Consider the following 18,756-nt stretch of genomic DNA (forward strand, 5'->3'; position numbering starts at 1 on the left):
AGCAAGTAAATTGATAAGCTAGTAATAAAGATTACTAAGCTTATTATGGGTATAATTCCCATAGCTTTTTGTAATAAAATAACACCGAAACAAATTATACGTTTACAAGGAAGTTTGAAATGTAATATTCATGTAAAGTAATTACGCAAATTACGAATTTTATGTGAACAAAAATGCCATAGGGCTACCAAAAAATTTGATTCAAATCTCTGTCGAAGTGATGCATCGTATGGAGTCTGGGTTTGAGGTTTTACCTAAACGTTGGGTAGTAGAGCGCACCTTCGGATGGTTTAATCAGTATCGTCGTCTTAGCAAGGATTATGAGCATCTTCCTGAAATGAGTGAGCCTGCTATATATGCTGTTATGACTCGAATTATGCTCCGTCGGCTAGCTGTCTAAATATTTACTTTATAAATGGTTTCTTAGAATATTTTTTAGAAGTTAATATTAAAAATTTTAATACGAATTAAAAAAAAAATTATCAAAAAATTAGCTTTAGAAGCTTAAAATAATCAGAAACTTAAACTAGAAATATCCAGTAATTTTTAAAGTTATAATTTTCTGTTATGATCAAAAGTCCTCTACGATATCCTGGTGGTAAGTCAAAAGCAATTAATCAGATAGTCGAATACTTACCAGAGAGCTTTTCAGAAGTTCGAGAACCTTTTGTGGGTGGTGGTTCTGTTTTTATTTATTTAAAGCAAAATTTTCCTCATATCAAGATTTGGATTAATGATTTAAACCGCGAACTCTTCTTATTCTGGAAATTTGCTCAATCTGATATAGGTCAGTTAGTTAAAGAAATTCGACATATTAAAGTCAAACATACAGATGGTAAATTACTTTTCACAGAACTAACTAGTGTAGATGTCAATAATTTATCTGATTTAGAAAGAGCAGTTCGCTTTTTCGTACTCAATAGAATTACTTTTTCAGGAACTGTAGAATCCGGTGGTTTTTCTCAACAAGCTTTCCATAAACGCTTTACTGATTCTTCAATAGAACGACTAGAAAAGTTAGAATATATTTTGGACAAAAATGTGCAAATTACTAATTTGGATTACAGCCACCTATTAAAATCAAAAGGAGAAGATGTATTTTTATTTTTAGATCCACCATATTTTAGTGCTACAAAATCAAAGCTATATGGTAAAGATGGTGACTTGCACACCTCTTTTGAGCATCATAGATTTGCTGAACTTTTGCAACAATGTCATCATCGCTGGCTAATTACCTACGATGACTCACCCCAAATTAGAGAAAATTTTCAGTGGGCTAATATCTCAGCATGGGAATTGCAGTATGGCATGAATAACTATAAGCAGAGTGGTGCAGCTAAAGGAAAAGAGTTATTCATTACTAATTACGAAGTTAAACTTTATTTGGATAAAAAAGCAGAAAATCAGAACCTTGTTAATCCAGCTTTGCAATTAAGCCTTGAGATTTAAACCTAACTTTGATCGCTTCCAATTTTCCGGTAGGATAACCCCATAGCTCTCAATATAGCTACAACATACAAACCTTAGCTATGACAACTTCCCCAATCCCTGCTCAAGAATCCTCTGCTAGCTGGTATGTCCTGCTGCAACAATTAATAGATGGCCAATCCTTGTCCCGTACTCAAGCTGCTGAATTGATGCAAGGTTGGCTCAGTGAAGCGGTTCCCCCAGAGTTATCAGGGGCTATTTTAACAGCGCTGAACTTTAAAGGCGTTTCTGCCGACGAGTTGACCGGCATGGCTGAAGTATTACAATCTCAATGTTCCCCACTCAGCACTGACAACTCAGCACTGGCTCAACGCCTCGCTACCGCTAACAGCACTGTAATAGATACCTGTGGCACTGGTGGAGATGGATCATCAACCTTTAATATTTCTACAGCGGTTGCTTTTGTTGCGGCAGCCTATGGTGTACCTGTCGCCAAACACGGCAATCGTTCAGCGTCAAGTCTCACGGGAAGTGCAGATGTCTTGGAAGCCTTGGGTGTAAACTTGAGTGCCTCTAGTGAAAAGGTGCAAGCAGCACTACAAGAAGTTGGGATCACTTTCTTGTTTGCCCCTGGTTGGCATCCAGCACTCAAGGCTGTTGCCCAATTGCGACGGACTCTTAGGGTGCGAACGGTGTTTAATTTGCTTGGGCCGTTAGTAAATCCCTTGCGTCCAACTGGGCAGGTAGTGGGCTTATTTACTCCCAAACTTTTGGCAACTGTTGCCCAAGCTTTACAGAATTTGGGCAAAGAAAAGGCGATTGTGTTGCACGGGCGAGAAAAACTTGATGAGGCTGGGTTAGGGGATTTAACCGACTTGGCGGTGTTATCAGATGGAGGAGTGCAGTTAACTACCATTAATCCCCTAGATTTGGATTTAACGCCTGCTCCCATCGGTATGCTTCGGGGTGGCGATGTCCAAGAGAATGCGCAGATTCTCAAGGCTGTACTCCAAGGTAAGGGAAATCAGGCACAACAGGATGCAGTAGCGTTGAATGCGTCGTTGGCGCTGCAAGTAGCGGGTAAGATCGCATTCCTCGATCATGCCCAAGGGATTAAAATCGCTAAGGATATCCTACAAAGTGGGGCAGCTTGGACGAAGTTGGAGCAGTTAGTTGAGTTTCTGGGGAATTGATTTGCGATCGCAATTGCGGGCGAAACTCTACTACATTACGTTTGATGGTGACATCGTAGTTGCCAAAAAAGTCATGTCCTAGAAGTCCAGTTTCTAGTTCCGCACCTGCGATCGCTACTGGTACTTTATTCACTATTACCCCACCAAGTGCCATCGAATTAACATAACCCACAGGAAATTCTACAGCTCTTGAACTAGCGGTATTTGCCTTAGCTTTTCCCACTGGCACTATTCCTAAGGTATTTGCCATCTCTTGGGTGATTACAGTGCCACTGGCTCCCGTATCCACAATCATCTCAAATTGTCGCTGGCCATTAAAGGTAACTTCGACAATTGGCGTTCCACCAAGTCGCCTCTTAATCGGGGCTGTAAACACTTCCTGATCTGGAATCACCACTGCTGATGAAGGCAAACCTTGCTCTGTTGGTAACGGTTTGATTTCTTGTGGAGGCAAGGTAGACTTTGGTGTGATTTCTGTTTGGGGAACAACCACTACTATCCTCTTCGGTTCGGCAACGCGCACAGGGCGAGGATTAGCTTGCTGTTGGGCGTATTTAATTTGGCGACGATATTCGGTGATTTTGGTTTGAGCGATCGCAAATTCTGGGCTTTGTCGCCGGACTCTTTGCATCAGCGCGATCGCATCCTGGTACTGATTCGCCACCAAAGTCCAATCACTTGGGGATTGAGCAGATTGGCTGATAGTCCAAGCGCCAACAGCTCTATCCAGCCCCATCTCAAAAAGGCTTGGTTCACTTTCAGACGGCTCTAGGGGTTGTGCCTCTGGGGTAACTGCTGGTGTTGCTGGTGTTACTGGTTTGACGACAGGCTGTACTGATGCCAGCTCCCCAATTGGCACGGGTTGCTCATTGCTACCAGTCGCAGTGTTCCGTTTGTCTTCACTACAGGCAACACACAAAACCGCTAGAGCGCTTGATACAAAAATTAGGGTTGCACGGGATAAAAAAGACTGAAGCATAATTAATTTTAACTGCCCAAGCTTTGCCAAATCCACTCCCGCTACTTTAATTCCCTTTTAATTTTAATTAACTATCCTAAAAACTCCCAATTGCTCAACTCATGGGATAATTAACAATCGCAGTATTGGGGAATGAAGGATAAAAAGCAGGGGGGACAATTGATTAATGCCCCATGCCCAATACTCCATGCCCAATGCCCCATGCCCAATCCATAATCTATCGCCTATGTCCCTGTCTGACGCAATACCTGCTTTACTTGTCCTGGCAGATGGAACCACTTATCGCGGTTGGTCTTTCGGTGCTACGGGAACCGCGATCGGAGAAGTGGTGTTCAATACTGGCATGACCGGCTACCAAGAAGTATTAACAGACCCAAGTTACTGCGGTCAAATTGTCATTTTTACCTATCCTGAATTAGGCAATACTGGTGTCAATCCTGAAGATGAGGAATCAGACGGGCCCCAGGTTAGAGGTGCGATCGCTCGGAATATTTGTCAGCGACCGAGTAATTGGCGATCGACACAATCCTTACCAGACTACCTTAAACAAAACCAAGTACCAGGGATTTACGGCATCGATACCCGTGCCCTCACTCGCAAAATTCGGATGTTTGGAGCCATGAACGGTGGCATTTCCACAGCCATTCTCGATGAGGCGGAATTGCTAGAGCAGGTACAGGCGGCTCCCAACATGGCGGGATTGAATCTGGTTCGGGAAGTCACCACCGCAAAGGCTTATGAATGGACAGATCCCACAATTCCAGCTTGGGAATTCAACTCTGAAGCTGCGGAAAATCTTGGAGAACCCTTTACCGTTGTTGCCCTTGACTTTGGTGTAAAACGCAATATTTTGCGTCGCTTAACAAGTTATGGTTGTCGGGTGATTGTTGTACCTGCTGATACGCCACCAGAGGAAATCCTCAACTACAATCCAGATGGTGTGTTTCTTTCTAATGGGCCTGGCGACCCTGCTGCTGTCACCGAAGGGATTGCAACTGCCAAAGCGCTTCTGTTAAGTGAAAAACCCATCTTTGGTATTTGTATGGGGCATCAAATTTTAGGTCATGCACTAGGGGCAGAAACCTATAAACTCAAATTTGGTCACCGTGGTTTAAATCAGCCTGCCGGCTTACAACAACGGGTAGAAATTACCAGCCAAAACCATAGTTTTGCTATTGACCCAGATTCTTTACCTACGGCAGTTGTGGAAATCAGCCACCTGAACCTAAACGATCGCACCGTTGCTGGGGTACGTCACAAATCTCTACCTGTGTTCTCCGTACAGTATCACCCAGAAGCCAGTCCTGGCCCTCACGATGCTGATTACTTGTTTGAGCAATTTGTTCAAGCCATGCGAACAGCACGTCAAGCCGTGGTAGCTGAGGTGAGTTAAAAATAGGAAACAGGGAATAGGGAATATGGAAACAGGAAGGGGTTTTTCCAATGCCCAATCCCCAATACCCTATCCCAGCAGATTGTAGACAACTTGCTCAAAAACCATCTATACTTGAGCGTTCACTTTAACTCATGAGGAGGGAATTATTGCTGAGCCACTGAATCTAACCGTTAGCCTGAGGGGCACTCGTGAAGTCCGGGATAACTGTCAGCTATTCCGCCTCACAGGTTTGTTAGATGCCTTTTCTGAACCGACATTTCGCAAGGTGCTTGGCAGCAAGATTGACGAGGGCCCTAAGCACATTATTTTGGATCTCTCACAAATCGACTTTGTTGATAGCTCTGGCTTGGGTGCTCTGGTACAGCTAGCCAAGCAGGCTCAAACTGCTGAGGGCACTTTGCAAATTGTCACGAATGCCCGCGTAACTCAAACGGTCAAGCTTGTTCGCCTAGAGAAGTTTCTCTCCCTGCAAAAATCAGTTGAAGAAGCTCTAGAAAACGTCAAGTAGTCTTGATTGCTCGACCTGAGAGATCAATTTGGCTATCCAGATTCAACATCGGATAGCTTAATTTTTAAAACTTCTGGCAGAAAACCTCTCTCCTTGTGGGAGAGGCACGAAGCCAGTTGAGCTATTATGTTTAAAGTTAAGCAATAACTAAAGATATAGACACCCAGTTATTGGGTATGTAATTGTTGAGTTATTATCGGATAAACAATCAAGTCTGAAAAAGTTGTACGAAATACAAAGCTAGCAGATTTGTCTATATGTAAACTTGACTTGATACTGTATAGTTAAAAATTGTCGCTTGCTAAGTAAGCATGAAAATGCGATCAAGTAACAGGGTGAGTTTGATGTCAGAATTTTACCCTATCTTAGCTACAGACCACAAGTAGGCGAAATTTGGTTTATGGGCGTTGACATCAGGGTGATCTAAAATGCCAAGTTTCAATCAAAAAGATAGAATTAGTAAGTGTTTCTGATAGTATTGATTATGCTAAGTATAGTATTATGGCTTACTTCAGAAAAATCAGTCTTTGCAAAGAATGCCTGCCAAATGTAGCCCGTCAAGGAATGATTTATTTGTGAAGTCACAGGAGGAAGAGCTATTAGATGGACAAGATGTAACTCCCAAACAGAGTTTATCTTGGACTCAAGCACTCTTGGCAACCACAGCCCCATTCCAACAGATTTCCCTCTCACAAGTGCAAAAAATTTCTCCTACTGCTTTAGCATATTTGGGGGATGCAATTTATGAGTTGTATGTTAGGATGTTCTATCTGCTGCCATTGCAGCGGTCAGGAATTTACCATCGTCTGGTAGTGGAGCAGGTAAGAGCGGAAACACAAGCGCTACATTTGCGATCGCTGATTCCTTATCTAAAGGACACCGAATTAGAAATTGTCCGACGGGGTAGAAACGCCGCTACAGGACGCCCTAAGCGACTTAATCCCGAAATTTATCAACAGGCAACTAGTCTAGAAACCTTAATTGGCTACTTATATCTCACCGATTACCAGCGTCTAAACGAACTGTTGCAAATGCTTCATGTAGAAAAAGAGTGAGAACTCAATTTCACAGTAGCCACAGCAGTAGATTAAGTTCAAGAAATTGAGGTAATCGGGATTATCAACCATTCGCTATATCTATAACTCAAATGCAGAATAAACCAAGAAAAGTCAAAACTTCTAACGAACCCAATCGTGGGCAACCCGTAAAAATTCAGGGTAAGCGTATTATTACTAATCCCACTCGCAATCCTAGAAAAATAGATAGCAATCCCGTCTCTGTTGCTAATCCCACTCGCAATCCTAGGAAAATAGATAGCAACCCTACTCGCAATCCCAGGAAAATAGATAGCAACCCCATTTCTGGCAACTCCCGCCAACGAAATAGCAACTTCTCCCAGCCGTCTGTATCTACACAACCGATAGAAGAAGATAACGATCTCATCTACGGTCGTCATCCAGTATTGAGTGCGTTGCAAAATCAGCGCAATCTCAACCGTCTTTGGATTACTACCCGTCTGCGCTACGATCCCAGCTTTCACCATTTTCTGCTGCAAGCGAAGGAGAATGGCACAGTTATTGATGAGGTTGAACCCAAGCGTTTAGACTATCTCACCAACGGGGCCAATCATCAAGGTGTGGCTGCACAAATTGCTCCCTACGCCTACATCGAATTGCCCGATCTCATTGAGCAAGCAAAAGCTGTAACCGATCCGGTAATTGTAGTGGCTGATGGAATTACTGATCCCCACAACTTGGGAGCAATTATTCGCACCGCCGAAGCAATAGGCGCTCAAGGATTGGTGATTCCTCAAAGAAGGGCATCTGGGATCACTTCCACTGTGATGAAAGTGGCAGCAGGCGCTTTAGAAAATTTTGCTGTAGCTAGAGTTGTCAACCTCAGCCGCGCCTTAGAAGAATTAAAAGAAGCTGGCTTTTGGATTTATGGCACTGCTGCAAGTGGAAGCGAACCTGTGCATACAGTAAATTTCACTGGGCCAATCGTTTTGGTAATCGGCTCAGAAGGTGAAGGTCTGAGTATGTTAACTCAACGCTCCTGTGATTTCTTAGTATCGATTCCTCTTCAAGGTAAGACTCCCAGCCTCAATGCTTCTGTAGCAGCGGGTATGACACTTTATGAAATTTATCGCCAGCGATCGCTAAATACGCTGCACCTAGATAAATTACAAAAAATCTCTTTGAAAAAATAACAGTAACAGAGTATAAAGAAATGTAAAAGATAATAAAGCAACATATCGTTTAACACCCTGTAGACGTTTATAAATTGGCGAAAACCATGAAAACCATTTGGCATAACCTTAAGGAAGTGTTAATTAACACATTCGACTCCATCGGCTTGGCTTGGTGGGTAGAGATTGTGACGCAAAATCCCCGTTGCACGTACTATTTCGGGCCATTTCTAAGTTCTTCTGATGCAAGATTGTCAAGCATTGGATATATAGAAGATTTGGAGATCGAAGGAGCGCAGGGAATTTCTGTGAATGTCAAGCGCTGTAAACCTAATACCTTAACAATCGCCGAAGACTTGGGGGAAAGATTTGACCGCAAAGTACAGCCTGCCTTTGGCGGTCAAATTTAAGTTAAGTTAGGCCAGAGAATGAACAGGACGCTCTGATGCGGGGACGCAAAGACACGGAGATACAGAGAATTCTTTTACCGCGTTATTGCGTCTTTTTCACTCACCGCGTCACCACATCTTCACTCTCCATTTCTTGTTCGTCAATAGTCAAAATTTTTTAAATATTGGACTATTGACTACCAATTACCTGCGGATGTTCTTCCAGCCAATGGTCAATGTCATTCAGCACCTGCTGGGGGACTTCCCACGGAAAAAGATGGGCGGTGTTGGCATAGCACTGCCACTTAGAATTGTTGAGGTGTTGAGCAGTTTGTAAGCTGGAATCAGATGTGATGTGGCGGTCTTGGTCACCAGCAAGTACTAAACTAGGACATTGTATTTGTGGCAAATCTAGAAGTCGGTTGTATCCCGATTGAATTGCACTATAAAGGGCGCGAGTAGCAGCAGGAGAGGTCTGCAAATAAGCTGGTACCGCTTCAGTGGCAATGTAGTTATAAGTAGTTGATGTATGTTGTTGGATTAGGTAGCGGAAAAGCGATCGCTTGCCAAAAGTTTCAATATTCCATTGCCAACTCGGTTTTATATAGTTTATTAGAGCAGCAACGCCAGTATATAAATTATCCTGCCAAGTGATAGGAGGATGACTGCCACGGGGTTTTGCGGCTGTCGCCACCAAAATCAGCCCTGTAATGCGCTCTGGCAAACGTAATGCCAGTTCCATTGCCAGAATGCCCCCAAGTGACCATCCCAATACAAGGCACTTTTCAATCTCAAGGCGGTCTAACAGCGCTTCTAAATCAGTCAAATGGTCATTCATATCAAAATTGCCATTCCAGCGACTTTTGCCGTACCCACGTAAATCAGGGGCAAAAGTTTTATAACGTTTTGATAAATGATTGGTAAAGACAGAAAGACTACGACCAGTACCAGGATGACCGTGTAGGCCAAGAATGGGGAATCCTTGACCTTGGATGTAAACATTGAGACGTGCAGCAGGTGTAGTATAGCGATCGCTCATTACTTGTTGTTCTCCTGTCTAGCGATCGCTTCAGCACTTTCTGCTGTCCGCTGTAAAATTGCCTCAATTCGATTTGGCCTTTCTGTCATAGTAGTTCGTTATATTATTTTTCTAATCGTGTTATACGGCTAGCTGCCAAGCATTGCAGTGTTCGATTACAGTTCAAATTGCTACATACAGTATTCAGATATGAGGAAGTTTGATATCCAAAAAAGGGGAATTAATATCTAAAAGCCAATTTTCATCTACAAATTCTAGATTTTCATCATAGATAAGAAGCAACTCACCAATTCTTTGAGTGTTATGAATTGACTGAGCTATAGCATCAATATCAGAGACTGTGAAAACAAACTTTAGCTTTAGAAAGCCTTTTTTGTCAGTAAAGCCAATAGAACAGTTATTGGGTAGAGCTACCATTTAATTTACTGTTGATGGCAATTTTACACATTGTGGTCAAATGTATTCAAATTAAACCCTTTAACTTATTACACTTTTAAGAAATCGGTTCAAAAACCATTTGGGGAATTAACACTTCATCTTGTAATTGCCCAATACCTAAAAAGCGAGTCTCTTCATCATAAACTCGAACTATTTCAGGAACATCGAAAGTTAGAGAAATCCGCTGACCTTGACACCATTTTTGAGCAGATCCTGCTGGTAAAGTAACAGATGACAAATGTTGTAAAGCTGCATCTGGGGAAATCGGTTGAAATGTATCGGCTTGTAGTTTAGTTTCTAAGTCGCTCAACGTGAGACTATCTGTTAAATCGAAACCACTGCTTTGAGTGCGAATCAAAGCGGCAAGAGTGCCACCAGTTTCTAAAATTGCACCTAAATCACGAGCGATCGCTCTAATATATGTACCAGAACCACAAGCGATCGCCACATCTAATTCGGGAAATTCTCCTTCTCTCCAGTCCAAAATATCTATCTGAAAAACTTCCACTGTTCGCACTGGAACTTCCACCATTTTACCTTGGCGTGCTAAGTCGTAGAGACGTTTACCATCCACTTGAATTGCACTGTAACTAGGTGGTATTTGCTCAATCTTGCCTTCAAATTGTGGTAACGCAGTTTTCACCTGTGCCAAACTCAATCCAGCACAAGGTTGAGAAGTGATGACTTCACCTTGCAAATCATCTGTTGTAGTACGCACACCCAGCCGAATAGTGGCTTTGTAAGCTTTGTTTCCTGGCAGATACTGCAATAATCTTGTGGCTTTACCAAGCGCGATTGGTAACACCCCAGTAGCTGCTGGATCTAAGGTTCCCGCATGTCCTACACGTTTGAGGCGCAACAATTTTCGCACCCGCGCTACGCAGTCGTGGGAAGTCCAGTCAAATGGTTTGTTTAAGTTGAGAAAACCTTGCACAGTGGAATTTTATAAGTTTGACAATAGGCATTCTTTTATATTGCCTTAATGGGGAAACAAACAGCCTGGTTAATCCAATATAGATTCCGGCGATTGCAAAATGGTTTCATCAGGAGTAAGGTTGACTAGTTCAGCACTGGTGTCCCATAGTTCTACAGCTTTCTTTCGATCATAGGATTCATCAGAAGATGAAACTTGCCGCAGACCAACAAAATATTTGCCTGTTACTCCTGCCAATTCATGGTCAAGAATCAGTTTGGCAAGGTCTTTCCCAGATTTGTTAGTGGTATTTACGTATGGCGCAAAGAGACGGAATCCTGGCAAAAGAAAAGTCCATGCGAAACGCTTGATTAAGTCATAGTCACGGATTATTCCTGTACCTGGCATGAGTCCAGGATCGAAGGTATTCACCGTAATCGGGTGCTGCTGGTTACTGTATCCCTGAGACTGGAGGCGATGCGATAATTCATAGGCGCATAAAATATTACAAAGTTTTGAGGTAGTATAGCGTTGCCTGCCAATTGTATAAGCATCTTCCTCTTCTTGAGTGGAAGCTAAATCAGGAAATGCAAGCAACCAAGCATTGCGATAGTCAGGAGAAGGCATACTAAGAGTTTGATTTGGCTTATCATTGGGGAAATGTGTCCCGCTGGTGACAAATAGAATTCGGGCTGGAGAAACTAAGTGCTGAAGTAAGAGATTGACCAGTAAAAAATGTCCAAGGTGGTTGACTCCAAAGGTAGTTTCAAAACCATCCTGGGTGTAAGTTGTGCCTGTTACAACTTGTGTACCTGCATTACACACGATCGCACGCAAGGGAGGGCGCTTACCTACTGCAAAGTCTTTGACAAAGGTGCGGATAGAGGTTAACGATGCAAGATCCAACAACAATGCTTCGATAGACTTGTTACCTGTCTGGGCTATCAATCGTTTTGCCGACAAAGCTGCTTGCTTTTGGTTGCGGCTAGCAATAATCACATGGGAGTTTGGGTCTAATGTTGCGATCGCTTTCGCACAATAATAGCCTAATCCTTTATTCCCTCCTGTGATTATCACAGTTTTATCTGATTTGCTCGTTTGAGTTTGCATATTTATTCCTTTAAAGTTTGTTAGTTAGTAACATCGACAAAAAAATATAAACTAAGTATTTAGGAGTTAGGAACACAGGAAAATTATTTATCTAGAGCGAATAGTATCAAATGAGTATCCTAAAATAAACTCATATGAAACAAGGTTTATATATTGTTAAAATTCCCTATTTTTAATTAGGGGCGCACAGATGCGTTCCCCTAGGAGGATATATGTTCATCTGTGGTTAATTATTTTTTCTGTACCTTATCTGTGCGGAATCTTGGTAAGCGCGATACTTTGACTATTACAAAAATGTGGGTAATGACAAGTTTTTAAACATAGTGATTAACTGATAACCAACTGCTACCGATCAAGTTAATGATGGGGATAGTTGACCTATTGGGGATAACTTCGGTAAACTGACTGTAACTTTAGTTCCTTGTCCCACTTCACTAGACAAGGTAATATCACCACCATGTAACTCGACACAAGCTTTAGCGATCGCAAGCCCTAAGCCTGTACCGGGAATTGTGTCAACGTTACTTCCACGACTGAACGATTGAAACAAATTTTCTTGATCTGCCATTGGGATACCAATTCCCTGATCTTTGATAGAAAAGATTACTTGTGATTCTTTACCGATGAGGTGGAATTCTACAGTACCTCCATCTGGAGAATACTTAATTGCATTGGATATTAAGTTAATAAAAATTTGCTGCAAAAGCCCGCGATCGCCCCAAAAGCCTTGATTATTCCCACTAATTTGAAAAATCAATTTGTGGCGATCGCCTGCTGTTTCTCGCTCTTGTTCTATGAGTTCAGAAAAAAATTGCAGTAAATCGAGTAGGATTGGCTTAAATTTTGGTTTTTCCAGTTCAAATTGGTTAACCAGAAGCATGTTATCCACGAGTTTGGACATATACCTTGCTTTCTGTTCAATTATTCCCAAAAACCTTTGTTGTTTAGATTCATCCAGTTGCTGGCTATGTTTTACCAAAGTTGATGCAGCAGCAAGAATTGAAGTTAGCGGCGTTCGATACTCATGGGAAACCGTTGCAATGATTTGAGATTTAAATGTATTGAGTTGCTTTTCTTTAGCAAGTGCTGCTTGAGTTTGGGCTAGCAATTCAGCTTGTTGGATGGCGATCGCTAGTTGCACCGAAACTTCATTGAGCATTTGGGCATCATCAGTTTGCCACTGTCGTTCCCCGGAATTCTGGTGAGCAATCAACAAGCCCCAAAGCTTGGGGGTTGGGTTCCCATTGTTGCTCAGATTAATGGGAACTACTAAATTTGCCTTAGTATTAAATTGCTCTTTCAGGCTGACACAATTACACAAGCCAAGCTCATAGATATAAGGGGGAGAATGAGTCATTAATTTACCTCTTTCCTTCCTCTGCTCCCTGCTCCCTGCTCCCTGCTCCCCCGCTTCTTCCCGTGTCCCGACGCGATCGCACAATGCTACAGTGCGGTATGACTCAACTGAGGAGGCAACTATTTTACCGTCAGTATCTGGGGCGAACTGATATACTATCACGCGATCGCACTTCAGAAGTTGCTGTACCTCAGCTACAGCTGTATTCAAAATTTGCTCTAGGTTAAGAGACTGGCGAATTCTTAGAGCAGTCGTGGCAATCAGGCGTTGGCGCTCTTGAGTTTTGCTGAGTTGGGCTTGCAAGCACGATTGCTTGATGGCGTTGCGAACTGCTAGTTGCAGTACATCCTGTGTCAGATTTTGCTTGACTAAATAATCCAACGCACCCCGTTTCATTGCTTGCACAGCTATCTCTTCATCACCACGCCCTGTCAACATAATCACAGGGACAGAAGTCTCAAATATCTCCTGCTGCATCTGATCGAAGAGTTCTAACCCACTCATATCAGGTAGGCAAAAATCCAGCAGAATCACATCGCAGCGCATTTTTTGGCACAAAGCAAGTGCTTCTTCTGCACAGTCTACCTCAAAAATCTGGTATGACTGGTGCGGATCTTTCAAAAGATATCGGCGATAGATTTTCCGATCTGCTGCACAATCATCGATGATGAGTAGCGTCCATGTGTCCAACATAATAAGTATGAGGATCGGGGAGCCATGTAGATCCCTTTTATCCAGATTGCGTTTTTATTGCATAATTCTAAAAATAATATAAAATAAGTGTAAATAAAATCTAAATTCTTTAGTAATTCTAAAGCCATACTAAATAGTCGGCATAACAGGAAAATGGGGAAAATGCATCTAAAAGAGACAAGCAGACACAGTGACTCAAAGAGGAAAATGTCGCTGTGCCCTCTGAGCCGTCTCTTTTGTTATCCTTTTTTCCCTACTGTCTCATCAACAGAGAATAAACAAATTAATCCAAGACTGGCGGCATATTGGCCTCAAGCCAATAGTCTACAAATGCTTGAATCGTCTTTTTTAGTTCCTGAGCATCCATCGGCTTTACCAGATATCCATTTGCGCCCTTTCGGTAGCACAATTCAATATCCTTGGGGTTAGATGATGTGGTAAAAACAACGATGGGGATTTCCTTGAAACTCTTGTCTTGCTTGAGCCGATCTAAAATGTCACGGCCATCAATACCTGGCAAATTCAGATCGAGCAAGATAACAGAGGGTCTTAGTGCTACTTGAGAGTTGCGTAAGGCTTCGCTTCCTTGTTGATAGAGGAAGTCTAAAACCTCATCCCCATTAGTACAACGATGTATGGGGTTCTGGACGGACATGCGCCGCATCAGACGTTGTAGCATCCGAAAATCTTCATTGCTGTCCTCAACAACGAGCAGAGGTTCATGAAGTTTTTTTGTCATTCGTGGTCTTAAAAGAACTTAACAAAAATACATATTTGGTTATTATATTAAACTATTCCAGCGTAAAATAAAAAATTGAGCCAACACCGACGGTAGATTCAACCCAAATTTGACCGTTATGAAGCTCAACAATCTTCTTAACAATAGCTAGTCCTGCACCTGCTCCTCCACCGTACTTTTCCTGGGAGTGGAGTCGCTTAAATAGTCGAAAGATGGTTTCTAGGTGATGCTGGGGAATTCCAATACCGTTATCTCGGATATAAAAGATTGGGGATTGGGGATTGGGGATTGGGCATGGAAAAGAGGCAGAGGGGCGGGGTGCGGGGGGCAGAGGGGAAAATTCTCCCTTGCTCCCTGCCCCCTGCTCCTCTTCTTGAGGAAGGTAGCCAATCTCAACCCATTGCTCTGGCTTATCGTTGTATTTAAAGGCATTGCCCAGAAGATTACTAAAGACTTCATTAACGAGAACTCGGTCACACTGAACTGTTGGTAAAGGCCGGGGAATGCGAATATTCACAAGCCCAGAGTCTTGGCGACTAGCACGAAAGACTTCAATCACTTGGGTAACCAATTCGTTGAGGTCAGTTTCTTGCTCTCGCAGTTGTGCTTGTCCTAACTGTGAAAGTCGCAGCAGAGCATTAATGAGAGTTTCCATGCGTACAGACAAGGAAACTACTGTTTGCAAGCACTCAATTCCCTCATCATCTAATACTTGGGCATAGTCTTCTAGCAGCACCGTCGAGAAGTTATAAATTCCTCGCAAAGGCTCTTTGAGGTCATGGGAAGCGGCGTAGGCAAAGGAGGCTAATTCCCGGTTGCTGCGCTCTAACTCCAGGTTGATTTTAGCTAGCTCATCCGCCTTAGATAGTACAATACCAACGATCGCATTACTCAGAGCGATCGCACTCTCAAGTTCACAAGTTTCCCAAGGTAGAGAAGTTAATCTAACCGTTTCTTGCCATTGTTCAAAGGATTTTCGTGGAGATAGGGTAAAGCTACCATCTGTCTGAGCTTGAATGGATTCGTTAGGATTACCTGCCCAGTTTACTGTTTGGATAACTTCAGGGCGGAACCAAAGAATATAATAACGCCGGACTTTAGAAATCCGCAGTAGCAGCAAGCCACTGGCGGTATCTTTAAAGATGAGCGCCTCTGGGTAAAGCTTCGGCAGAGAATCGGTGAAAAACAGATTGTCACTAACTTGGGTATCCGCCCATTCAATTAACGTCCGAACTTCATGAATATTCGGTGTTGCTCCCACAAGGGTAATTTCATTATCCAGACAAACCGCTGCTCCTGAAGCACTGACAAGATCCAGCAAGCGGATTTCAGGTTTAATTAAAGCATCGATAAAATTATCTGCTTGGGAAATGGACTCAAGGAAATCAGACTGTAGCGATTTGAGCTTTACCTTATAGTCCCATTCTGAATAACTAATTTTATGCGCTAATTCAGAAGACACAATCTGTCCCAAAAATTCGCACATCTTTCGGATTTCGTAAGAAATATACTTTGGTGTTAAATGATGGCAAGATATCAATCCCCAAAGCTTCTGCTCTTGAATGAGCGAAATCACCAAAAGAGCCTTTACTCCCATATTTTGATGATATTCAGCACAACACCAATCAAAACTTCGTAGCAGACAGTAGCTTAAATCAAGATGCTGATGTGTTGTCGGATTTTCCGTTGGAACTAGCTTGACGGGTTCGGCTGTCAAATCGGGGAGAAATCGCAGAAAGCAGCGTGTGTATAACTCCCTAGCCTGCGCTGGAATATCTGTAGCGGGATAGTGGAGTCCTAAATAAGGTGATAAATCTTCCCGTTTGACTTCTGAAACAACAGAACCCGCTCCCGACTGGTCAAATTGATAGACCATTACCCGATCAAAACCGATGATTTTTTGGACTTCTTGTGTCACTACATGCAAAAATTCTATCAGGTTTGATGTTCTTTGCATTTTTGCGATCGCTTCACTCGCCAAAGCATGAAAGCCTAAGAAACTCACCTCAGATTTTGAATCTGTCGGCTCTAACTCCAGAATCACAGCCTCTTCTGTACGATGAGCAATCGCGTCAAAGTATCGTTCTCTATGCAAAGTATTTATTGATACTTTAAATGCATTAGTTCTGCCAATTTCTTTTACCGAGCACTGCTTTACAGTTTCTATTTGTTGAGCTGCTAGCAAATAGCTCAACGGTTTACCGAGCAAATCTTCTGGCTCTTGACCCAAATAAGCTTGGGTATTGTTGCTAACTTGCACTATCTCTAGCTGAGTACTGAGTGCCAGTAGAACGCCATGAGGTTGAATAGAGCCAGGTATATGAATAGGTTTGTGATCGTGGTTAGTCAGAGCGGTAGCTTGGGTAGTAGTATTTTCAGGCTGGCTCATAAATCAACTTATGTAAAGCTGATTTTTACAATAGCGCAATTAAATGTCACATTTCTTTAAAGTATATGTTGATAAGTATGAATGCGATCGCACATCAATTGTGTTGTGACGTTTTTTACAAAATAAAACTCAGTACTAATATCCTCATGTCACTCTCTTGGCAACATGAGGACATTTGAGAACCAATGCTGTCTTCATTACATAGTTGAGGCTGGTAGTGAGATAGAAGAAGCAAACTTTCGTCTCTTGTGGCTTATGTGGCGGCGTACTACAAAAATACTTAACTTAAATCATAAGAATATCGTTTTGTGTAAAAATAAACACTAATATTCAGAAAACAAGCCAATTTTATATATCTAACGAAATAGGAGTAGCGATTAGAGAACTTGATTAAATCAAGTTAATAACATTGTAAAATGCTTACTAGGCAGCTAGTTGACAGCTAGCTACCTGTAGGATTTCCTCCCTAATTGATTAGCCAACTCAGGAGGCGAATATATGGTGTCAGACCATTTTGAGGATGCACATTCTCTTGAAGATAGAAGCCAGATAGCTTTTGAAGATTTGCATCCTTTGAAAGATATAAAAAATGTAGATATTTTTAAAGGAATGACAATTCTAATCGTAGATGATAATCAAGATATTCTTGTCTTGATTAGCCGTGTTCTTAAAAAGTATGGAATTCAGGTGATGACGGCATCATCAGCTTTGGAAGCATTTGAGATAATTAAGGGATGTAAACTGGATCTTCTAATTAGCGATATTGATATGCCAGGTGAATCTGGGTATTCGTTAATACAGAAAGTTCGAGCACTTAAGTCAGCACAAATTAGAGAAATTCCAGCGATCGCTTTTAGTGGCAGTGCTGAAGATAAAGTTCACACAAAAGCTCTTGCATCTGGGTTTCAAACTTATATGAAAAAGCCATCAAATCCTACACAGTTGATAATAGAAGTAGCAAAACTACTTAGATGTTCCAGTAAAAGAAGTTTTTCATTATTTGGCGACTATTCCTGTTTAGAGAAAATGCCTACCTTTCAAAAGGCGATAAATGAAGATTATTTCCCTACTCGTAAGGTAACCTCAGCCCTTTAGGGGCTTTATAGTAGCTCTGCTCTCTCTATACTGAAATTACAGCACAAATAACTCGAAGCTCTAGCAAGTATTATCGGTCACGGGTAGACGAATGCTTTTGTGTAAAAGGTATAGTTTTGCCATACTTACTAAAAATGGTTTTAAATCTATCTTAAGAAAGCTTTTCGAGTTTATAAAAAGTAACTATAATCTTACTAAGCTGTCAATAGCAGCTTGTGTATGAAAGAAAAAGCAACCTCAGCAGCCTCTCTTGCTTCTACTGTCGATACAAGCGATAGTCTTTACTCAATAGGTTGGGGATGTAGAAAGGCTACTTCAATGGGAAACACAAGAGTGTTTCTCGAATCTCTTGCTACAGTTCAGATTAGAAGCCTAAAGGGAAATATGTTGTAACGACAGTCACACCAGTTTTTGAATTAGTTGACTATTATAAATAAAAATTATAGATAGGAGCGTAGCTAATGGTACAACCCAATCAGCCAGATAAAAACAGATTTTTTTATGCACGCAGTCGTTACTACGGTCAAATTCGGCCAGAGTGTCTAGTATTTAACGCCAATCTCCAAGAATTTGCTCAAAAAGTTAGCTTCATCTCGATTTTAGAAACATCAGGAAAGCTTGCTCCTGAAGAAGCTTACAAGCAGATTAAAGGACTTTGGAAAGAGTTGAAGCACAGCAAAAAGGAACTGGGAATTGCTAATGAACAAGACCGATGAACTTTTCTTTCTAGCTTTGCGTTTAAAAAAGCGGGAAAGCCTTACGGCGAATGCGTGAGATTTTCATCTGCTGATTCAGCAGATGAAAATAGTTTTTTCTAGGTCGTATAGCTTTTATGTTTGCATGAAAGTGCAAATAAACTGCACAGGCATAATTAATTAAGTCTGTACAAGTCAAATAAAAAT

Annotated in this window: 17 protein-coding genes and 1 pseudogene; 10 read left to right on the forward strand and 8 right to left on the reverse strand. The window is 41.9% G+C overall.

Going from position 1 to position 18,756, the window contains the following annotated elements; translation table 11 throughout:
• Positions 1 to 205 precede the first annotated feature (205 nt).
• The 3 genes and pseudogenes from H6G92_RS11980 to trpD all read left to right on the forward strand — a co-directional run.
• Positions 206 to 400, forward strand: a pseudogene (locus H6G92_RS11980) (transposase); the annotation flags it as partial.
• 167 nt (positions 401 to 567) lie between these two features.
• Positions 568 to 1,449, forward strand: coding sequence for a DNA adenine methylase (locus H6G92_RS11985; protein ID WP_190893909.1), 882 nt, complete (start codon positions 568 to 570; stop codon positions 1,447 to 1,449).
• Between the two features lie 80 nt (positions 1,450 to 1,529).
• Positions 1,530 to 2,621, forward strand: coding sequence for an anthranilate phosphoribosyltransferase (gene trpD, locus H6G92_RS11990; RefSeq protein ID WP_190893910.1), 1,092 nt, complete (start codon positions 1,530 to 1,532; stop codon positions 2,619 to 2,621).
• On the opposite strand, the gene H6G92_RS11995 is transcribed toward trpD, so the two are convergent.
• Positions 2,551 to 3,600: a retropepsin-like aspartic protease family protein gene (locus H6G92_RS11995; RefSeq protein ID WP_190893911.1), complete on the reverse strand. Its 1,050-nt coding sequence runs from the start codon at positions 3,598 to 3,600 to the stop codon at positions 2,551 to 2,553. The two genes, trpD and H6G92_RS11995, sit on opposite strands and share 71 nt — an antisense overlap.
• Positions 3,601 to 3,826: 226 nt before the next feature.
• On the opposite strand from H6G92_RS11995, the gene carA reads away from it, so the two are divergent.
• The 5 genes from carA (at position 3,827) to H6G92_RS12020 (ending at position 8,102) form a co-directional block, all read left to right on the forward strand.
• Positions 3,827 to 4,993 (forward strand): glutamine-hydrolyzing carbamoyl-phosphate synthase small subunit, encoded by a 1,167-nt coding sequence (gene carA, locus H6G92_RS12000; RefSeq protein WP_190893912.1) that lies wholly within the window; start codon positions 3,827 to 3,829, stop codon positions 4,991 to 4,993.
• 145 nt (positions 4,994 to 5,138) lie between these two features.
• Positions 5,139 to 5,504 (forward strand): STAS domain-containing protein, encoded by a 366-nt coding sequence (locus tag H6G92_RS12005; protein WP_190893946.1) that lies wholly within the window; start codon positions 5,139 to 5,141, stop codon positions 5,502 to 5,504.
• A gap of 575 nt (positions 5,505 to 6,079) precedes the next feature.
• Positions 6,080 to 6,559, forward strand: a complete 480-nt coding sequence (locus H6G92_RS12010) for a Mini-ribonuclease 3 (RefSeq protein ID WP_190893913.1) — start codon at positions 6,080 to 6,082, stop codon at positions 6,557 to 6,559.
• Between the two features lie 92 nt (positions 6,560 to 6,651).
• Positions 6,652 to 7,713 carry a 23S rRNA (guanosine(2251)-2'-O)-methyltransferase RlmB gene (rlmB, locus tag H6G92_RS12015; RefSeq protein WP_190893914.1) on the forward strand — a complete coding sequence of 354 codons (1,062 nt, stop codon included), beginning with the start codon at positions 6,652 to 6,654 and terminating at the stop codon, positions 7,711 to 7,713.
• A gap of 86 nt (positions 7,714 to 7,799) precedes the next feature.
• Complete coding sequence (locus tag H6G92_RS12020) at positions 7,800 to 8,102, forward strand: DUF1816 domain-containing protein (RefSeq protein WP_190893915.1); 303 nt, start codon at positions 7,800 to 7,802, stop codon at positions 8,100 to 8,102.
• A 169-nt stretch (positions 8,103 to 8,271) separates the two neighbouring features.
• Here H6G92_RS12020 and H6G92_RS12025 read toward each other — a convergent pair whose 3' ends face one another.
• From H6G92_RS12025 to H6G92_RS12055, 7 genes are all read right to left on the reverse strand, one after another.
• Positions 8,272 to 9,120 (reverse strand): alpha/beta fold hydrolase, encoded by an 849-nt coding sequence (locus H6G92_RS12025; RefSeq protein ID WP_190893916.1) that lies wholly within the window; start codon positions 9,118 to 9,120, stop codon positions 8,272 to 8,274.
• A 183-nt stretch (positions 9,121 to 9,303) separates the two neighbouring features.
• Complete coding sequence (locus tag H6G92_RS12030) at positions 9,304 to 9,537, reverse strand: hypothetical protein (RefSeq protein ID WP_190893948.1); 234 nt, start codon at positions 9,535 to 9,537, stop codon at positions 9,304 to 9,306.
• A 76-nt stretch (positions 9,538 to 9,613) separates the two neighbouring features.
• Positions 9,614 to 10,492, reverse strand: a complete 879-nt coding sequence (truB, locus tag H6G92_RS12035; protein WP_190893917.1) for a tRNA pseudouridine(55) synthase TruB — start codon at positions 10,490 to 10,492, stop codon at positions 9,614 to 9,616.
• 69 nt (positions 10,493 to 10,561) lie between these two features.
• A complete protein-coding gene (locus H6G92_RS12040) occupies positions 10,562 to 11,581 on the reverse strand; it encodes an SDR family NAD(P)-dependent oxidoreductase (protein ID WP_190893918.1) in 1,020 nt (339 codons plus the stop codon).
• Positions 11,582 to 11,933: 352 nt separating this feature from the next.
• Positions 11,934 to 13,631: an ATP-binding protein gene (locus tag H6G92_RS12045; protein ID WP_190893919.1), complete on the reverse strand. Its 1,698-nt coding sequence runs from the start codon at positions 13,629 to 13,631 to the stop codon at positions 11,934 to 11,936.
• Positions 13,632 to 13,914: 283 nt separating this feature from the next.
• Positions 13,915 to 14,370, reverse strand: a complete 456-nt coding sequence (locus H6G92_RS12050) for a response regulator (protein WP_190893920.1) — start codon at positions 14,368 to 14,370, stop codon at positions 13,915 to 13,917.
• 52 nt (positions 14,371 to 14,422) lie between these two features.
• Complete coding sequence (locus H6G92_RS12055; RefSeq protein WP_190893921.1) at positions 14,423 to 16,759, reverse strand: ATP-binding protein; 2,337 nt, start codon at positions 16,757 to 16,759, stop codon at positions 14,423 to 14,425.
• A gap of 498 nt (positions 16,760 to 17,257) precedes the next feature.
• Here H6G92_RS12055 and H6G92_RS12060 point away from each other — a divergent pair, with 498 nt between their 5' ends.
• Positions 17,258 to 17,854 (forward strand): response regulator, encoded by a 597-nt coding sequence (locus H6G92_RS12060; protein WP_190893922.1) that lies wholly within the window; start codon positions 17,258 to 17,260, stop codon positions 17,852 to 17,854.
• Positions 17,855 to 18,315: 461 nt separating this feature from the next.
• Positions 18,316 to 18,570 carry a DUF7219 family protein gene (locus H6G92_RS12065; protein WP_190893923.1) on the forward strand — a complete coding sequence of 85 codons (255 nt, stop codon included), beginning with the start codon at positions 18,316 to 18,318 and terminating at the stop codon, positions 18,568 to 18,570.
• The last annotated feature ends 186 nt before the right edge of the window (positions 18,571 to 18,756 follow it).

Source organism: Nostoc foliaceum FACHB-393 (assembly GCF_014698505.1).
Lineage (GTDB): Bacteria > Cyanobacteriota > Cyanobacteriia > Cyanobacteriales > Nostocaceae > Nostoc > Nostoc foliaceum_A.

What these genes read in the sequence shown, in the direction of transcription:
- carA (WP_190893912.1), top strand. Translation starts at nt 3,827, where the DNA reads ATGTCCCTGTCTGACGCAATACCTGCTTTACTTGTCCTGGCAGATGGA.
- H6G92_RS12045 (WP_190893919.1), bottom strand. Translation starts at nt 13,631, where the DNA reads ATGTTGGACACATGGACGCTACTCATCATCGATGATTGTGCAGCAGAT.
- rlmB (WP_190893914.1), top strand. Translation starts at nt 6,652, where the DNA reads ATGCAGAATAAACCAAGAAAAGTCAAAACTTCTAACGAACCCAATCGT.
- H6G92_RS11995 (WP_190893911.1), bottom strand. Translation starts at nt 3,600, where the DNA reads ATGCTTCAGTCTTTTTTATCCCGTGCAACCCTAATTTTTGTATCAAGC.
- H6G92_RS12025 (WP_190893916.1), bottom strand. Translation starts at nt 9,120, where the DNA reads ATGAGCGATCGCTATACTACACCTGCTGCACGTCTCAATGTTTACATC.
- H6G92_RS12020 (WP_190893915.1), top strand. Translation starts at nt 7,800, where the DNA reads ATGAAAACCATTTGGCATAACCTTAAGGAAGTGTTAATTAACACATTC.
- H6G92_RS11985 (WP_190893909.1), top strand. Translation starts at nt 568, where the DNA reads ATGATCAAAAGTCCTCTACGATATCCTGGTGGTAAGTCAAAAGCAATT.
- H6G92_RS12040 (WP_190893918.1), bottom strand. Translation starts at nt 11,581, where the DNA reads ATGCAAACTCAAACGAGCAAATCAGATAAAACTGTGATAATCACAGGA.
- H6G92_RS12055 (WP_190893921.1), bottom strand. Translation starts at nt 16,759, where the DNA reads ATGAGCCAGCCTGAAAATACTACTACCCAAGCTACCGCTCTGACTAAC.
- trpD (WP_190893910.1), top strand. Translation starts at nt 1,530, where the DNA reads ATGACAACTTCCCCAATCCCTGCTCAAGAATCCTCTGCTAGCTGGTAT.
- H6G92_RS12050 (WP_190893920.1), bottom strand. Translation starts at nt 14,370, where the DNA reads ATGACAAAAAAACTTCATGAACCTCTGCTCGTTGTTGAGGACAGCAAT.
- H6G92_RS12030 (WP_190893948.1), bottom strand. Translation starts at nt 9,537, where the DNA reads ATGGTAGCTCTACCCAATAACTGTTCTATTGGCTTTACTGACAAAAAA.
- H6G92_RS12060 (WP_190893922.1), top strand. Translation starts at nt 17,258, where the DNA reads ATGGTGTCAGACCATTTTGAGGATGCACATTCTCTTGAAGATAGAAGC.
- H6G92_RS12065 (WP_190893923.1), top strand. Translation starts at nt 18,316, where the DNA reads ATGGTACAACCCAATCAGCCAGATAAAAACAGATTTTTTTATGCACGC.